General features: G+C 70.9%; 14 protein-coding genes, 1 pseudogene and 2 riboswitches. Of the genes and pseudogenes, 11 read left to right on the top strand and 4 right to left on the bottom strand.

All coding sequences use genetic code 11. The annotated features are described in order from the left end of the window. Positions 1-39: 39 nt before the first annotated feature. Positions 40-1,005 carry a hypothetical protein gene (locus QBE02_RS11970; protein ID WP_279365898.1) on the bottom strand — a complete coding sequence of 322 codons (966 nt, stop codon included), beginning with the start codon at positions 1,003-1,005 and terminating at the stop codon, positions 40-42. A gap of 131 nt (positions 1,006-1,136) precedes the next feature. On the opposite strand from QBE02_RS11970, the gene QBE02_RS11965 reads away from it, so the two are divergent. After that, complete coding sequence (locus QBE02_RS11965) at positions 1,137-1,631, top strand: GNAT family N-acetyltransferase (RefSeq protein ID WP_279365897.1); 495 nt, start codon at positions 1,137-1,139, stop codon at positions 1,629-1,631. An 80-nt stretch (positions 1,632-1,711) separates the two neighbouring features. Here QBE02_RS11965 and QBE02_RS11960 read toward each other — a convergent pair whose 3' ends face one another. The 3 genes from QBE02_RS11960 to QBE02_RS11950 all read right to left on the bottom strand — a co-directional run bounded on the left by QBE02_RS11960 (position 1,712) and on the right by QBE02_RS11950 (position 4,577). Beyond that, entirely contained in the window at positions 1,712-2,497 is a 786-nt protein-coding gene (locus QBE02_RS11960; RefSeq protein ID WP_279365896.1) for an energy-coupling factor transporter transmembrane component T family protein, read from the bottom strand. Then, positions 2,494-3,942: an ABC transporter ATP-binding protein gene (locus QBE02_RS11955; protein WP_279365895.1), complete on the bottom strand. Its 1,449-nt coding sequence runs from the start codon at positions 3,940-3,942 to the stop codon at positions 2,494-2,496. The genes QBE02_RS11960 and QBE02_RS11955 overlap by 4 nt, the downstream gene beginning before the upstream one ends. Further along, complete coding sequence (locus tag QBE02_RS11950; protein WP_268102547.1) at positions 3,942-4,577, bottom strand: ECF transporter S component; 636 nt, start codon at positions 4,575-4,577, stop codon at positions 3,942-3,944. The genes QBE02_RS11955 and QBE02_RS11950 overlap by 1 nt, the downstream gene beginning before the upstream one ends. Next, positions 4,569-4,679: riboswitch (TPP riboswitch) on the bottom strand. (Overlaps the previous gene by 9 nt.) A 29-nt stretch (positions 4,680-4,708) precedes the next feature. On the opposite strand from QBE02_RS11950, the gene QBE02_RS11945 reads away from it, so the two are divergent. From QBE02_RS11945 to thiD, 10 genes and pseudogenes are all read left to right on the top strand, one after another. Next, positions 4,709-6,358: a D-alanyl-D-alanine carboxypeptidase family protein gene (locus tag QBE02_RS11945; protein WP_279365894.1), complete on the top strand. Its 1,650-nt coding sequence runs from the start codon at positions 4,709-4,711 to the stop codon at positions 6,356-6,358. Between the two features lie 15 nt (positions 6,359-6,373). Continuing rightward, on the top strand, positions 6,374-6,718 hold the full coding sequence (locus QBE02_RS11940) for a GntR family transcriptional regulator (RefSeq protein ID WP_347710261.1): 345 nt from the start codon (positions 6,374-6,376) through the stop codon (positions 6,716-6,718). 294 nt (positions 6,719-7,012) lie between these two features. Continuing rightward, on the top strand, positions 7,013-8,356 hold the full coding sequence (locus QBE02_RS11935; protein WP_279365892.1) for an HNH endonuclease signature motif containing protein: 1,344 nt from the start codon (positions 7,013-7,015) through the stop codon (positions 8,354-8,356). 238 nt (positions 8,357-8,594) lie between these two features. Beyond that, positions 8,595-9,260, top strand: a pseudogene (locus QBE02_RS11930) (SDR family oxidoreductase). Between the two features lie 149 nt (positions 9,261-9,409). After that, positions 9,410-9,832 carry a hypothetical protein gene (locus QBE02_RS11925; RefSeq protein WP_279365891.1) on the top strand — a complete coding sequence of 141 codons (423 nt, stop codon included), beginning with the start codon at positions 9,410-9,412 and terminating at the stop codon, positions 9,830-9,832. Between the two features lie 53 nt (positions 9,833-9,885). Further along, the gene (locus tag QBE02_RS11920) at positions 9,886-11,157 is read left to right on the top strand and encodes a S8 family peptidase (RefSeq protein ID WP_279365890.1); all 1,272 of its coding nucleotides are present in this window, start codon (positions 9,886-9,888) and stop codon (positions 11,155-11,157) included. Beyond that, complete coding sequence (locus QBE02_RS11915) at positions 11,141-12,508, top strand: hypothetical protein (RefSeq protein ID WP_279365889.1); 1,368 nt, start codon at positions 11,141-11,143, stop codon at positions 12,506-12,508. Before QBE02_RS11920 ends, QBE02_RS11915 begins: the two co-directional genes overlap by 17 nt. 53 nt (positions 12,509-12,561) lie before the next feature. After that, a riboswitch (TPP riboswitch) is annotated at positions 12,562-12,653 on the top strand. After that, complete coding sequence (gene thiM / locus QBE02_RS11910) at positions 12,645-13,469, top strand: hydroxyethylthiazole kinase (RefSeq protein WP_279365888.1); 825 nt, start codon at positions 12,645-12,647, stop codon at positions 13,467-13,469. Its footprint overlaps the riboswitch before it by 9 nt. Further along, positions 13,466-14,143 carry a thiamine phosphate synthase gene (locus tag QBE02_RS11905; RefSeq protein WP_279365887.1) on the top strand — a complete coding sequence of 226 codons (678 nt, stop codon included), beginning with the start codon at positions 13,466-13,468 and terminating at the stop codon, positions 14,141-14,143. Before thiM ends, QBE02_RS11905 begins: the two co-directional genes overlap by 4 nt. Next, entirely contained in the window at positions 14,140-15,576 is a 1,437-nt protein-coding gene (thiD, locus tag QBE02_RS11900; protein ID WP_279365886.1) for a bifunctional hydroxymethylpyrimidine kinase/phosphomethylpyrimidine kinase, read from the top strand. The genes QBE02_RS11905 and thiD overlap by 4 nt, the downstream gene beginning before the upstream one ends.

Below are 15,576 nucleotides of genomic sequence, written 5' to 3'. Positions count from 1 at the left end.
TCCTTCGAAGCTGAAACCGAGTACCACAGTAGTCGAGACTCAGGACCGCGCCGAGCCCCACCTCTTCTTCGCCCGACGCCCCGGCTGCGTGCGGACGGCGCCGGTCGTCGCGCCGTCCACGAGCAGGATCGTCTGCTCGGGCTCCCACCCGTACGCGGTCTGCAGATGGGCGCCCAGGGCCGAGACCGCGTCGGGGACCGTGGTCTCGGTCCCGCGCGGCACATCGGCGGCGCCGGGGTCGAGATCGCGTGCCGCGGAGCGCAGGTCGGCGACGAGGCCTCGCATGCGATCGGGGCCGTAGGCCGTGGATGCCAGGTCCCAGTCCCCCACGACGACCGCCGCTCCCGCGGGACACGGCGCGACCTCCGCCGCGACGCGCGGCCCGAAACGCACGCGGACGACCGCCGCTCCGATCGCGAGGACCGCGGCCGCCCCGAGCACCGTCGCCGGGGCGAACGAGAAGACCACGCGGAACAGCGTCGAATCCCAGCCGACGACGACGCCCACGATCGCCCGCGACAGCGAATAGACGGCGAAGACGGCGTTCGTCAGTGCGATCACGCGCAGCGGACCGAACGGTTCGACGCGCGAATGGCTCGCGACCCACGCACACGCGCCGCAGGTCGCGGCGACGGCGACGGCCTTCACGGCGAGGGATCCCGGAAGCGGCACGGTGGCGGTCACGATGGCGACCGCCAGCGCGAGGACGAGGATCCCGATCGACGTCCTCCGCGCGGGCCGTCCTTCGAGAGCGCTCAACGCGACGATGAGCAGGGCCGGTGCGAGCACCATGGCCACGTCGCCGAGGACGAGGGTCAGGATGCCGCCGCCCGCGCCGTAGATGAAGTACATCGCGCTGGAGCCCGCGGCCGTCACCCCGGCCACGGCGGCGAAGCGCAGGAACAGGGTCATGGGTCCGGGAGTGCCGATCCGCGGCATGGCGACGAACATCACGGCGCCCGCGACGGCCACACTCACCGCGAGTATTCCGAACGACCATCCCATGGCATCCCCCGACCTCATTCTGCCGCTGTCCGAACCGATCGACCCCCGCGATCATTCCCTACGGACGTGTCTCGCACGCGTCGGCCTCGCCCCGCACCGTGGTCGCCGCGCGGTGCGCCTAGGCTCGATGGGTGCATCTCCCGGACTTCCGCATCGAGAAGGTCGACGTCGACGATCCCCGCGCGGTCGCCCTGCGCGCCGCGCTGGATGCCGATCTCGACGAGCGGTACCGCGACGCCGACGCCGACGACACCCCCGAGGTCGCGGCGAAACGCGGAGAGGCCCTCGCCGTGCACCCCGAGCAGGTCGTCGCGACGCTGCTGGCTCTCGATGCGGACGACACGCCGCTCGGACACGTGATCCTGCGCCGCCTCGGCGAGGAGTGGGAGCTGAAGCGGTTGATCGTCGTCCCCGCGGGCCGTCGACGCGGGATCGGCACGGCGCTCACCGCGACCGTGGTCGACCTCGCCCGGCGCGGAGGTGCGCACCGGGTCATCCTGCAGAGCGGTCGCATGCAGCCCGAGTCGCTGCGGGTCTACGCCGCCGCGGGATTCACGCCGATCCCCGTCTACGAGCCCTACGTCGAGACGATGCCGCGATCGCTCTGCTTCGAGCACGTGTTCTGAGGCGAGCGCGAGCTCTCGCCTCCGGTCCACGCCGCCCGGTGACCCATCCGCGCCGAGCGTTGCGGACCCTCCACGGAGATCTACGTCCCCACCACCCGGAAGGCCCCCGACACCACCGCGGCCCCGAGGGCGACGGCGATGAGCGCGAGCGCGGCGGCCAGGGCCACGGCATCCCGACCCGAGAGAGTCGAGGGGCGCGCCCACGTGCGCTCGATGTCGGAGCCGAACCCCCGCGCCTCCATCGCCGTGGCGAGCTTCGTGCCGCGCCGAACGGCGAACACGAGCAGCACGAACGCCATCGAGAAGAAGCGGCGGAGGGCCCCGCGGTCGCCCAGTCCACGGGCGCGCCGGGCCAGGCTCATCGTGCGCCAGTCGTCGACGAACAGGCCGACCGTCCGGGCTCCGGCCAGAACGCCCAGGACGAAGCGGCTGGGCAGCTTCGCCACCTGTGCGAGGGCGTCGGCGAGCTCGGTGGGGTCGGTGCGGGCGAAGATCAGGATGATCGGCAGGGCCAGGGCGATCACGCGCACCAGCACGGCGAGCGAGAGGGCGATCGAGTCGTCGCTCACCGTCGCGAACAAGAACGTGCCGTACACGGTTCCCCCCGGCCGGGCATAGAGCAGCATGCTCACCGCGGCGACGGGGGCGAAGACGATCACGGGCACGAGGCGCGTGAGGACCGCGGCGAAGGTCAGTCCCGTGAGCGGCACGCACAGCAGTTCGAGCAGCAGCGCCGTCGCGGCGCTCACGGCGTCGATCGAGACGAGCAGGGGGGCCGCCAGCCCGATCACCATCGCGACCTTCGTGACGGGGTTCACTCCGTCGAGCCAGGCGGTGCGTGGACGCTCGGTGGTGACGGCGCTCACGCGGCATCCCCCATCCGGATACGGTGCTGACCGAGGTGACGCACCACGTCGGCGTCGTGCGTGACGGCGACCACCGTGCGCCCGCGCGCGATCTCGCGCTGGAGCAGGGCGACGAGCTCCATCCACCCGCGGCGGTCCTGACCGAAGGTCGGCTCGTCGAGCACGATCACCTCGGGAGAGGCCGCGAGCACCGTCGCGACCGACAGCCGCCTCTTCTGTCCCCCCGACAGCGTGAAGGGATTGGCGAGAGCGAGGGATGCCAGATCGAGGCGCTCCAGCAGCTCGTCGACGATGCGGTCGACCTCGGCCGGCGCCATGCGCAGAGCACGGGGGCCGACCGCGAGTTCGTCGCGCAGGGTCGCGGCGAGGAACTGGTGCTCGGGCTCTTGGAACACCGTCCCGATGCGGGTGAGCAGCTCGGTCGATCGCCAGCGCACCGGGCGACGGACCCCGCGCGCGGCGAGTTCTTCGGCGGCGACGACCTCCCCGGCGAGTTCGGGGAGCAGTCCCGCGAGCGTGAGCGCGAGGGTCGACTTCCCCGCGCCGTTCGGTCCCGTGATCACCGTCCCCGCCGCGCGCGGCAGGGAGACGTCGAGCCCCGAGGCCACGACGGCGCCCTTCTCCCGCCCGATCGACAGGGCGGACGCGCGCAGCACGGCATCCGGCGCCGAGACCGGAGCGAGTACGGGAAGGTCGACCGGGCGGCCCGGCACCCACACGCCCGCGGCGGCCAGGGCGTCCCCGTACTCGGCGAACACGCGCTCGGGCGGTCCGTCGGCCAGCACTCCGCCGCCGGGGGCGAGCACGACGACCCGGGTCATGAGGTCGGCCCACACCGCCGTGCGGTGCTCGATGAGCACGAGGGTCGTGCCTTCGCGCGCCACGACCCCCTCCACGGCGACGCGCACCTCGGCCACTCCCTCGGGGTCGAGGTTGGCCGTGGGTTCGTCGAGCAACAGGAGTCCCGGTCGCATCGCCAGCACCCCGGCGAGGGCGAGCCGTTGCTTCTGCCCGCCCGACAGCGCCTTGGTGGGGCGGTCGAGGGGAACGGCGAGACCGACGGATGCCACGGCCTCGGCCACCCGCGCGGGGATCCGCGCCGCGGGGACGCCGAGGTTCTCGCACCCGAAGGCGATGTCGTCGCCGACCTTCGACAGCACGATGCCCGCCTCGGGATCCTGCAGCACCAGGCCGATGCGGCCCCGCTGCGTCTCGGGCGGGGCGCCGTCGACGATGATGCGGCCGGTGGTCTCCCCCTCGTCGCTCCCGCCGAGCAGTCCCGCCAGGCCCGCGAGCAGGGTCGACTTGCCGGCCCCCGACGCGCCGAGCAACAGGACGCGCTCCCCGGGCTCGATGACGAGGTCGACCTCGCGCGTGGCGGGCAGCTTACGACCGGCGTATCGCCAGCCCCAGCCCTCGACGTCGACGCGTGCGGGGCCCGTCATCAGACGTCGCGACGCGCTTCCCGGCCCGCGGCGAAGCGGCTGAGCGCTCCGGTGGCGGCGAGGGCGCGCACGAGCAGCCAGCCGACGAGACCGGCCAGCAGAGCACCCGAGACGGCGAGGGTGCCGAGGTAGATGAGGTTGAACTCGACGGACTTGGCCAGGTTGGGGGTGAGGAAGAGCTCGAGCACCCACGCGCCGACGCCCGCACCCACACCCGCGAGCATCGCGACGGGCAGCGTGAACCGCAGGTAGAGGAAGGCGAGGAAGATCAGCTCCGCGCCGAGGCCCTGGGCCAGCCCCGAGAAGATCGTGGTGACGCCCCACACGTTGCCGATCAGCGCCGACACGATCGCCGCGATCAGCTCGACGAGCAGTGCCGCGCCGGGCTTGCGGATCACGAGGCCGCCGATGACGCCGCCGATCAGCCAGATGCCGACGGCGATCCCGCCGAGGCCCGGGGTGAGGCCGTCCATCGCGGTGAACCAGAGACCGCCGACGGTGTTCCAGCCCCAGAAGAGCAGGCCGATGGCGACGCCGAGGACGGCGGCGACGACGATGTCGACGACGCGCCACCGGAAACGGTCCGTGGTGGCGACCGAAGAGCGGTTCGCGAGGGCAGACGTGGACGTGTGCATTTCTCTCCTCCCTGCGCCGGCATGATCCGGATCAGGTTCGACGGTCGAAGCGTGGATTCGCTTCCTCTCAGCCCGGCTCACCGGACTCCCGTGGTTGTCGTGAAGAGTATAGGGCGGGGTAGCGTGGGCGGGTGCACGAGCAGACCCCGGCCTCACGGCGTGCGCTGCGTGCACAGGATTCCTCCCCCCGCGCGGCGACCTCCGGCGACTTCGGACCTGCCCTGTCCACGACGGACGCCCTGGGCCCGGCCCTCTCGGTTCCGGATGCCACGTCCCCGGCTGTCCGCTCCGAGCCGGCGGCGCATGACGCGTCCACCCCCGCGGCGAACGATTCCCTCACGGGCGGGGCACCCGCCGCGGCCACCGAGCCCGCGGCATCCGACTCCCCCTCCCGAGACGCCCCCGCCGTGACGGGCGAGCCATCTGCTCCCGCCACTCCTCTTCCGGTCGCGCTCGGCGCACTGCTGTGGGTCGATCCCGACGATGCGAGCGCTCCGCGCCCGGCCCCCGCTTTCGTCGTCTCGGGTGCCACGTCCCGCTCCGCGGACCTGCTCGCCGGCGCCCGTCGGCCGATCCTTCGCCCCGGCACGGTCATCCCCACGCTTCTTTTCGTGCTGATCATCGCCGCGTACGCCGCGACGACGCTGCTGTGGCCGTTGAACGCCGTCATGCCGACGACCCGCCCCGTGGCCGTGCAGCCGATCGCCGCCGCGGCGGCGGTTCCGGCGTGGCCCGCCGAGGGCGAAGCGGCGATCGCGATCGACGGTGTCCCCGACACCCTGTCGTCGTCGGCCAGCGCTCCCGAGTCGATTGCGAGCATCACCAAGATCGTCACGGCGCTCGTGGTTCTCGACCGGCTGCCCCTCGCCCCGGGAGAACAGGGCAAGAGCTACAGCTTCACGCAGGCCGACAGCGCCGATTACTGGCAGTACCGGGCCCGGGGCGAATCCTCGCTCGACGTTCCCGCCGGCGGCAGCCTCACCCAACTGCAGATGCTGCAGGGCATGCTCATCGCCTCCGCCAACAACTACGCGCAGCGTCTGTCGACGGATCTCTTCGGAACGGATGCCGAATTCTCGGCCGCCGCGACCCAGTACCTCGCCGAACGGGGCATCGAGGGCATCACGATCGTCAACCCCACCGGGATCGAAGCCGGAAACACCGCGACTCCCTCCGCCCTCATCGCCCTCGCCGAGCGGGCGCTCGCCAATCCCGTGATCGCCGAGATCGTGCGTACCCCCGAGTTGACCCTGCCCGGGGCCGGCACGTTCAAGAACGGCAACGCTCTGCTGGCCGACCCCGGAGTGGTCGGCGTGAAGACGGGCACGCTCGACGCCTGGAACCTGCTCAGTGCGAAAGACATCACCGTCGGAACCGCCACCGTGCGCGCGTACGCCGCCGTGCTCGGTCAGCCCGGGCCCGACAGCCGCAACCAGGCCGCGCGCGACCTCTTCGCCCGCATCGAGCAGGAACTGCAGCCGAAGCCCTCGGTGCCCGCCGGGACGCTGGTCGGCAAGGCCGAGACGCTGTGGGGTCCCGACATCGATCTCGTGACAGCGTCCGATGCCACGGTCGTGCTGTGGAACGGCGGTGCGGCGCAGACCTCCACGTCCTTCAGCCTCGGCGACACCACCACGGCGGGCTCGACCGTGGGGACGCTGACCGCGACCGGTCCCGTCGACGCCGACACGGTCGATGTGAAGCTCACCGGCGACATCGACCCGCCGAGCCCCTGGTGGCGCCTCACCCACCCTCTCGACCTCTTCGGCCTGAACGACTGAGCGATGGATCTCTCCGTGGATGCCACTTCGTCGGTGCCGTCGTTCGAGCAGGTGCGGACGCAGGTCATCGCGCAGATCGACGCAGGCGAGCTCGTCGCGGGGACGCGGCTGCCGCCCGTTCGGGCTCTAGCGACGGAGCTCGGTCTCGCCGCGAACACCGTCGCGCGCGCCTACAAGGAACTCGAGGAGGCGGGCTACGTCGAGACGCGCGGCCGTGCCGGCACGTTCGTGAAGGGGGCCGACGCGGCCTCCGCTCGCGCCGCGGGTGCGGCGCGCACATATGTCGAGGCTGTGCGCCGCCTCGGGGTTTCCGCGGACGATGCGGTCGAGTTCGTGCGGGCGGCGCTGCGCGATAAATGAGTGCTGCGGCTCGCTGGCGTTTGGCCGGTGGGTGGGGGCAGGGTCGCCGCGCTTGCGCGCGAGGTGGCTGAGCGCGTCGAAGCCGCCGGCCAGCGGGACGTAACCCCCGCTTGCGCGCAACGTGGCTGGGAGGTTCGAAACCACCGGTCACGGCTGCTCCTGCCCCGTCGTTCTTCACGCCCAAACGGTCCCCGTGGGACCCTCCTTCCTCCACAGGCCTACTCCGCGATTAGTTATCCCCACCTGGGGTTTTCCTCCCGTCGCAATGTCGGAGGTCCCCGCTAGCATGCACACATGCACGATGGCTCCTCCGCGACGAACCCCACCGACGGACCCCGCGTTCTGTCGGTGCTCGTCGACGAGGTCCACCGCGCCAGGACGGCTCTCGCTGCAGCCGACGCTGCCCGCACCCGCGCCCTCGCCGAGGCCGGCCACCTCGCCCTCGACGTCATGGCGGGACAGTGCGCGTCCTCCCGCGCCGCCGAGCTCGCCCTGCGCGAGGTGGCATCCGAGATCGCCGCAGCCGAGAACCTCTCCGACCGCACCGTGCAGACCCAGATCACCCGGGCGATGACCCTCGTCGACGACTACCCCGACACGTTGTCGGCGTGGGAGGCCGGTGCCCTGACCCGCACCCACGTGAACACCATCCTCGATGTCGGCTCACCCCTCCCCGTCGAGGTGCGGGAACAGTTCGACGCCCTCGCGGTGAGCACCGCAGAAGGCCTCAGCCCCGGGCGCCTCCGCTCACGCCTCGCCGCCCTCGCCGAACGCCTGTACCCCACCACCCTCACCGAGCGCCACCACCGCGGCCGCGACACCCGATGCGTGAGAATCGTGACCGGCCCCGACGGAATGTCGGACCTCGTCGCCACCCTCCCCACCGTCCTCGCCATCGGAATCCACGACCGCCTCACCCTCCAAGCCAGAGCCCTCATCGACGCCCGCCTCGACGACCCCCAGGCAGCCAGCGACGAACGCACCACCGCGCAGCTCCGCGCCGACATCCTCACCGACCTGCTCCTCACCGCAGCCCCCGAAGCCGACCCCACCCGCACCGACGACGGCCCCGGCACCCTCGGAACCATCCGCGCCCGCGTCCAGGTCGTCGTCCCGGCCCTCACGATCCTCGACCCCACCGCCGAGCATCACGACCCCGCCGACCTCATCGGGCACGGCCCCCTCGACGCCGCCACCGCCCGCGGCCTCGCCGAAGCCACCACCCTCCCCTGGGACCGCGTCATCACCCACCCCGTCACCGGTGCCGTCCTCCACACCGACACCTACCACCGCACCACCGCCATCGACCGCTACCTCCGCGCCCGCGACCGCCGCTGCCGTTGGCCCGGGTGCACCGTCCCCGCCATCCGCTGTGAAGTCGACCACACCCGCGACCACGCCCTCGGCGGCCCCACCCACGTCGCGAACCTCGCCCACCTCTGCCAACGCCACCACACCCAGAAGCAGTTCACCCGCTGGAGCGTGAAACAACTCCCCGGCGGAATCCTCCAATGGACCAGCCCCACCGGCCGCACCTACACCGACGAACCCCTCCCCTACTCCCCCGCCGTCCGCTTCCTCCCCGACGATCCACCCCCGCCCGACCCCGACGACGACGGCACACCCCCACCGTTCTAACCCGCGTGACTTGTTACCCGGGATGCTTTCTGCGTGGGGCCTGGGCGCTTCACGCTGGGCTCGTTCGGCGGGGTCTCGTGGCAGGACTGCAGGTGTGGCGAGGCTCCTCACTGGGTGTCCACGCGCACGAGCCGCTCCGCTTGTCGACCCGCACGGAGCAGGGGGAACATCCGATCGCGTACAGGGCGGCCGACCCGCGTCGACGAGAGCGTCGGCCGTGCCCTCTACGCTCAGCTCCGTGCCTCTCGCCTTGGTAACCTGAGCAGCTCGACCGAACAGCATCGCGGCCGGCATCGTGCCCCGGCTCAGAAGTGACGGCTGGGAGGTCGTGACGAGCGACCTCTCCGATGGTGACTATCCCTGCGACCTCGCACACGTCTCGGGCCCCACGAAGCTCGTCGAGCGCGTCTCGATCGATCGCGGGCCGATCCAGGCTCTCGTCCTGAGCCACGCTCACGACATCGAGTCCGGCATCATCGACACCACCGCGGAAAGCTTCGATCGCCATATCGCCGTGAACGCCCGCGCGTCCCTCCTGCTGATCGCCGCGTTCGCCCGGCAGGTCGCTGACACGGGTGGCGCGATCGTCGCCTTCACATGCGATCACACCACTGGCAATTTTCCGTACGGCGCCTCGAAGGGGGCTCTCGACCGCATCGTCATCTCGGCCGCACGCGAGCTCGGTTCGCGCCGCATCTCCGCCAACGTCGCGAATCCGGGTCCGATAGACACCGGCTGAATGGATGACACCACCCGTGACGGGTTAGCCCCACACCATCCCCTGGCTCGGCTCGGGACACCCCGCGACATCGCGGCCATCACCGCTTTCCTGCTGTCCGACGAGGGCCGCTGGATCAGCGGTCAGCTGCTGCACGCCGACGGTGGGTTCTCCGCGCGGTACTGATCGCGCCCGGGAGGAGGGCCGACTGCTGTGGATAACTGGTTTGCTCAACTCGGCAGATGCGCCATCATTGACTCGCAAGCGAAACCGGGGGGCGACGCTCACAGCGACGGTCAGGATCCCCGTTCGTGCCGCGCGAAAGGAACCTGGACATGGTCGGAATGATCCGCGTCGAAGACGGAGTGGGCGACTACCACGTCTCGCGCATCCGCCGAGCGAGCGGTGACCTTCCCAGTGATGCGGCCATCACGGTCGTCCACGGCAACCGCGAGGAAGACGCTCCCGAGGCGTACACGAAGAAACTCGAGAGGGTTGCGGCGGAGATTGCAGCACGAGTACAGGAAGTCCGCGAGTTCGCTCTGCGAAATGCCGATGCGCTCGCACAGGCCGTAGCGATGCTTCAAGATCAGGACCAGATCAGCGACAGCAAAGCCCGGGAGATGACGGCACTGATTGACGACATCGCCGGCCAGCCGTCCCCCGGATCGGCGAACTCTCCACGAACCGCCCCCTCCTCGACTTCTCCGACACCCGGCGCCTCCGAGTCGGATTCTCGTTCGGGGTTCGGCGCGTGATTCGAGAGACACCGTGGCGAAACCGGTGGGTCCGCTGCGTCACCGCCGCTGCGATGTCGACAGCTCTGATCCTGACCCCCGCGCTCGCTGCGGATGCCGCCCCCGACGACAACTGGTGGTACGACGCCTATGGAATGACGACCATCCACGGCGAAGGCTGGACCGGTGCAGGGGCGAAAATCGCTGTCATCGATGCCAACATCAATCCCGAGCTGCCGGTCTTCGAAGGTCGCCACCTAGTCGTCGACTCGCGGCCGCTGTGCGCTGAATCGTCCTCACCGACGACGGCTGAGCCCACTGGGGACGCCATACACGGCACGACAGTCGTTGCTCAGATCATCGGGAGTGGAAAGGGCCCTGACGGGATCCGCGGGATGGCACCTGATGCCGAAGTCAAGTTCTACAGCTTCGGCACCAAGACCACTTCCGATCAGTGCAACCCAGCCGAATACGAGGGCGGGCTCACCCCACTGGGGTTGGGGGTGCAACGCGCCATCGAGGACGGCGCCGACGTCGTCGTCAGCTCCATCGCGGGCGGGACATCGTCATTCGACTCGGACGTCATCGCCAACGCAGTCGCGAAAGGCGTGATCCTGGTCGGCTCGGGACCAAATCCCGAGACGAAGTCCGCGACAGGGTTGCGCGAGTATCGAGGCGTTGTCGTCGCCTCGGCGGTTGACGACAAAGGTCAGCTCCCGTCTGCGGATGGGGCACCTTTCGTTTTTTCGGGAACCACGGTGGTCGCGCCCGGAGAACGCCTCGGGACGGTCGGCAGTGAGGAAAATGGGTGGGGAACGGGTGGAGTGGCCTCCGGTTCCTCCTTCGCCGCTCCGATCGTCGCGGGAATGCTGGCGCTGGCGAAACAGCGGTACCCGACGGCCACGCCTGCACAACTGGTTCAAGGGCTTGTCCGCAACACCGGCAACAAGGCGCACGATCTGGTGAACGATGCGGCGAGTGGTTTCGGCTACGGGCTCGCTTGGCCCGCGCGACTTCTCGCCACGGACCCCACCAGCTATCCAGACGAAAACCTCCTGCTTAGCGACGGCCGGACGAAGCCGACCGACGAGCAGATTCAGGCCGCTGCAGCGCGTGGGTCAAGCTTCCCCACGACGGAAACGCCGACAGCTAGCTCGACCGATCCCCCTCGACCTCGTGACGGGGAAGACGATGCACCGCAGGTGACGCCGTCGTCGGACCTTCTCCCGACCGTCATCGGCATCGTGGTCGGCATCGTAGTGACGGTTGGGGTGGTCGTCACGATCGTCATCGTCCTCGTATCTCGTATGAACCGTCGAAAGGGAACCGATGACCGGTCAGTATGAGCGGGCTCTAACGAACCTGGCCGATGCCGGCGAGCCGTTCGGCGTTCCGGAGTCTGCAAACCTGGTGGAAAAGCTAGCCACGCTGCGAGACGTCGTAGCTGGCGCCGCTGACCTTCCAGGGATTGAAGGTGATGCGGCTGACGCTGCAGAGAAGATGTTTCGGGCAGGCGCGGAGACCATCGGTCGGCAGATTGCCTATCTTGAAGCAACGCTCACGAACGCTCTCAAAGAGGCCAACGGCCTCCGACAAGCTGCGCGTGAGAAGCTCGCAGCCCTCCCGGACGGGGCGCTCTCACCCGGTCAAGAACTCGCCGTCCGTGGCGCCGCACTCGGCACGACGCTCTTTCTGGGCCCCATCTCGTTACTCGCTGGTGAAGGCGCGGTCCAGGCCTTCAATGGCATCCTTGCGCAACGACGCGAAGCGCAGGCACAGGCCGATTTCACAACGATCAGTCAGACGATGAACGGGATGGCGCCGCCGGCGCCCCCTGCGGCCACCTTCTCCGAGAATGGACAAGAGTTCTCGAAAGGGCAACGAGAAGTCGAGACACCCCCATCCTCAACGGGGACGAGCAGCCCCGGTCGCGTTGGCGGCCTCGGCAGCAACGACGCCTCCCCCGTCCCCGTTCCACGCAATCCCGACTCGATCGACGGCTCCCCACTGCCTGCGCCCATCCCCCCGCATCTCATTCCCGACCCCGGCACTTCGCACCGTGATGATCCCGGCATCGACCTCGGCCAGGTTCCCTCGCACTACACCCCGCCGACGCCGGACGGCTCGATCTCGGGCATCGGCACCCTCCCCGGACATGTCTCCGGCTCCGGCTTGATCGGGGGCCCCTTCCCCGGCGGGATCTCCGGGGGCGGGGCGGGCCTCGGCTCGGGCCTCTCGGCCGGACTGATCGCGGGGGGCGGTGGCGCCGCCGCCCTGAGCAGGTTGAGCTCGGGGATGGGCTCGGGCACCGCAGCCGCCGGACGCACGATCAGCGGGAGCGGAGGACTTCTCGGCAAGAGCGGAGCCCCGGCCACCGGTGCCGGACTCGGCGGACGCTCGGGCACCGGCTCCCTGGGCGGCGGTGCCACAGGCGGCACCGGCACGCCCGGAACCGGCGCGAACGCCGCCGCGGCCGGAAGCCGCGGAGCCACAACCCCAACCGGCACCGGTGGAGCGGGCGGCGGCACGGCCGGCGCCGCCGGCAGCCGGGGCGCCGGAGGTATGGGCTCGGGCTCACGCTCCGATCGCCGCGACGAACGACGCGGCCTCGGCGGCCCCATCGCCCCTCGCCTCGAAGACGACGAAGAGACCGGTCCCCGCTCCGAGAATGCCGCTGCGGGCTCGCGCGACGACTGAGGCGCGGCATCCGGAGCGCGGCATCCGGAGGCCGACGACCTGCTAGCGTGCCAGACAGTGACACGGGGTGCCCGCCAGGGCTGAGAACACACCCGTCGAACCTGATCTAGTTCGTACTAGCGAAGGGATGTCGCGAATGGTCGTTCGCACGTCGTCGTCTCCGTCCACCCTCACACCCAGCACCGCCGCAGCAGCCCTCGACGCTCTGCGCGAGGCCGCCCCGCTGACGCAGTGCATCACGAACGCGGTGGTGACGAACTTCACCGCAAACGCACTGCTCGCCCTCGGCGCGGCACCCGCGATGTGCGATATCCCCGGAGAGGCCGGGATGTTCGCCGGAATCTCGGGCGGGGTGCTCGTCAACCTCGGCACCCCCACGAGCGAGCAGAGGGATGCCGCCCGCGAGGCCGTCACCGCGGGAACCCCCTGGGTCCTCGACCCCGTCGCCGTCGGCGCCCTGCCCGTGCGCACCGCCCTCGCACACGAGCTCCTCGAACACCGACCGGCGATCATCCGCGGGAACGCGTCCGAGATCCTCGCCCTCGCGGGAGCCGGCGCCGGCGGCCGCGGGGTCGACGCCACCGACTCCGCCGAAGACGCCCTCGACGCCGCACGCTCCCTCGCGATCCGCACCGGCGGCACCGTCGCCGTCTCGGGAGAGACCGACCTCATCGTGGATGCCACCCGCACGGCGCGCGTGACCGGCGGCAGCGCCCTGCTGACCACGGTCACCGGCGGCGGCTGCGCGCTCGGGGCCGCGATGGCGAGCCTCCTCGCCGTCGCCCCCGCGTTCGATGCGGCGAGCGCCGCCAGCGCGATCTGGGCCGTGGCCTCGGAGCGGGCGGCATCCCGAACACGAGGGCCGGGGTCGTTCGCGGTGGCGTTCCTCGACGAACTGGCCGCGATCCAGCCCGCCGACCTCGACGGACGCGTCCGCATCGACACCGAGGTCGCACGATGACCGCCGACCTGTCCCTGCACCTCGTCACCGATCACCGCGTGCCGTTCGTGCGCCTGCGCGACCTCGTCGACGAGGCCGTCACCGCGGGCGTGAGCGTGGTGCAACTACGCGACAAGGTCGCGAGCGGCGCAGAACTGTTCGCCCGCACCCTCGACCTCGCCGACGTCATCGCGGGACGCTGCACGTTCGTCATCGACGATCGCCTCGACATCGTCCTCGCCGCGCGCGAACGCCTGGGCGCACCGGTCGGTCCCACCGGAATCCGCGCTCGCGTCGACGGCGTCCATCTCGGTCAGAGCGACCTGCCCGTCGACGCGGCGCGCGCCCTGCTCGGACCCGACGCCCTCATCGGATGGACGGCGAACACCCCGGCGCACCTCACCGCGGCGAAGGCGCTGCCCACGGACACGGTCGACTATCTCGGCGTCGGCGTCATCCGCGCCACCTCGACGAAACCCGACCACCCGCGACCGCTCGGCATCGACGGGTTCGGCGAGCTCGCGGCATCCACTCCCCTCCCGTGCGTCGCGATCGGGGGGATCGGCCTCGACGACGTCACCGCCCTCCACCGCGCCGGTGCGGCGGGAGTCGCCGTCGTCTCTCTGGTCAGCGAGGCCGACGACCCGGGCGAGATCGTCCGGCACCTGCGCGCGGCGTGGGAGGACGGAGCGTGATCCCCCGCGTCCTGAGCATCGCCGGCACCGATCCGACCGGCGGGGCGGGCATTCAGGCCGACCTGAAGTCGATCGCCGCGTTCGGCGGCTACGGAATGGCCGCGGTCACGGCCCTGGTCGCCCAGAACACCCGCGGGGTCCGCAGCGTCCACGTACCGCCGACGGCCTTCCTCGAGGAGCAGCTGCGCGCGGTCAGTGACGACGTCGACATCGACGCGGTGAAGATCGGCATGCTCGGCTCGACCGACGTCATCGCCACCGTCGACCAGTGGCTCACCGCCACGCGACCGCCGATCGTCGTCCTCGACCCCGTCATGGTCGCCACCAGCGGTGACCGCCTTCTCGAGGCGGACGCCGAAGACGCCGTGCGCGCACTCTGCCGCCGCGCCGACCTCGTCACCCCCAACCTCCCCGAACTCGCGGTACTGGTGCGCGAACCCGTCGCGATGACATGGGACGCCGCGGTCGCCCAGGCCGAACAGCTCGCCGCAACGGCCGACACCGCGGTCCTCCTCAAGGGCGGGCACCTGGACGGCCGACAGTGCCCGGATGCCATCGTCGACGCCACCGGTGCGCACGAGGTTCCGGGCCGCCGTGTCGACACCCCGCACACCCACGGCACCGGCTGCTCGCTGTCGTCGGCCATGGCGACCCTCGCCGCGCACGGCCTGCCCTGGCCCGACGCCCTCACCCGCGCGAAGCGCTGGCTCACCGGAGCCCTGGAGCACGCCGAAGCCCTGCACGTCGGTCGAGGCAACGGCCCCATCGACCACCTGCACGAACTGTGCCCCCACATCGACCTCGGCCGATCGTGGAGCAACGCGCGGTGGGATGCCACCGTCTCCCTCCGCGCAGAGGTCGACGAGTGCGGGTTCGTGCGGGGTCTGGCATCCGGAGATCTCGACCGCGACGCCTTCGCCTGGTACCTCGGCCAGGACCTGCTGTACCTGCGCGAGTACGCCCGCGTGCTCGCACGCGCCGCCGCCCTGGCCCCCACGGCCGAGGAACAGCGGTTCTGGGCCGCGGGCTCGGTGGCCTGCCTCGCCGAGGAGGCGACATTGCATCAGTCGCACGTCGACCCGACGGGCCTCGAACCCTCCCCGACGACCTGGGCGTACACCGACCACCTGCACGCCGCCGCAGCCGGCGGGTCGTACGCGGTCCTGGTCGCGGCGATCCTGCCGTGCTACGTGCTCTACACCGACATCGGGGCCCGCTGGAGAGGCACCTTCGGCCCCACCCACCCCTACGCCGACTGGCTCACGTCCTATGGCGACGAGACGTTCGCCGCGTCGTCTGCCGAGGCCGAGAGGATCGCGGATGCCGCCGCGCGGGCGGCATCCCCCGCCACCCGCCGTGAGATGGCGACGGCGTACGACCGATCCATGGCGCTGGAGCTGGCGTTCTTCGACGCGCCCCTGAAACGCGCGTGA

It is taken from the genome of Microbacterium testaceum (assembly GCF_029761935.1).
Classification (GTDB): domain Bacteria; phylum Actinomycetota; class Actinomycetes; order Actinomycetales; family Microbacteriaceae; genus Microbacterium; species Microbacterium testaceum_A.
Note: the sequence above shows the minus strand (reverse complement) of the source record. Positions and strands in the feature narration are given on the sequence as shown.

What these genes read in the sequence shown, in the direction of transcription:
- QBE02_RS11925 (WP_279365891.1), top strand. Translation starts at nt 9,410, where the DNA reads ATGGTCGGAATGATCCGCGTCGAAGACGGAGTGGGCGACTACCACGTC.
- QBE02_RS11920 (WP_279365890.1), top strand. Translation starts at nt 9,886, where the DNA reads ATGTCGACAGCTCTGATCCTGACCCCCGCGCTCGCTGCGGATGCCGCC.
- QBE02_RS11955 (WP_279365895.1), bottom strand. Translation starts at nt 3,942, where the DNA reads ATGACGGGCCCCGCACGCGTCGACGTCGAGGGCTGGGGCTGGCGATAC.
- QBE02_RS11970 (WP_279365898.1), bottom strand. Translation starts at nt 1,005, where the DNA reads ATGGGATGGTCGTTCGGAATACTCGCGGTGAGTGTGGCCGTCGCGGGC.
- QBE02_RS11905 (WP_279365887.1), top strand. Translation starts at nt 13,466, where the DNA reads ATGACCGCCGACCTGTCCCTGCACCTCGTCACCGATCACCGCGTGCCG.
- QBE02_RS11950 (WP_268102547.1), bottom strand. Translation starts at nt 4,577, where the DNA reads ATGCACACGTCCACGTCTGCCCTCGCGAACCGCTCTTCGGTCGCCACC.
- QBE02_RS11915 (WP_279365889.1), top strand. Translation starts at nt 11,141, where the DNA reads ATGACCGGTCAGTATGAGCGGGCTCTAACGAACCTGGCCGATGCCGGC.
- QBE02_RS11935 (WP_279365892.1), top strand. Translation starts at nt 7,013, where the DNA reads ATGCACGATGGCTCCTCCGCGACGAACCCCACCGACGGACCCCGCGTT.
- thiM (WP_279365888.1), top strand. Translation starts at nt 12,645, where the DNA reads ATGGTCGTTCGCACGTCGTCGTCTCCGTCCACCCTCACACCCAGCACC.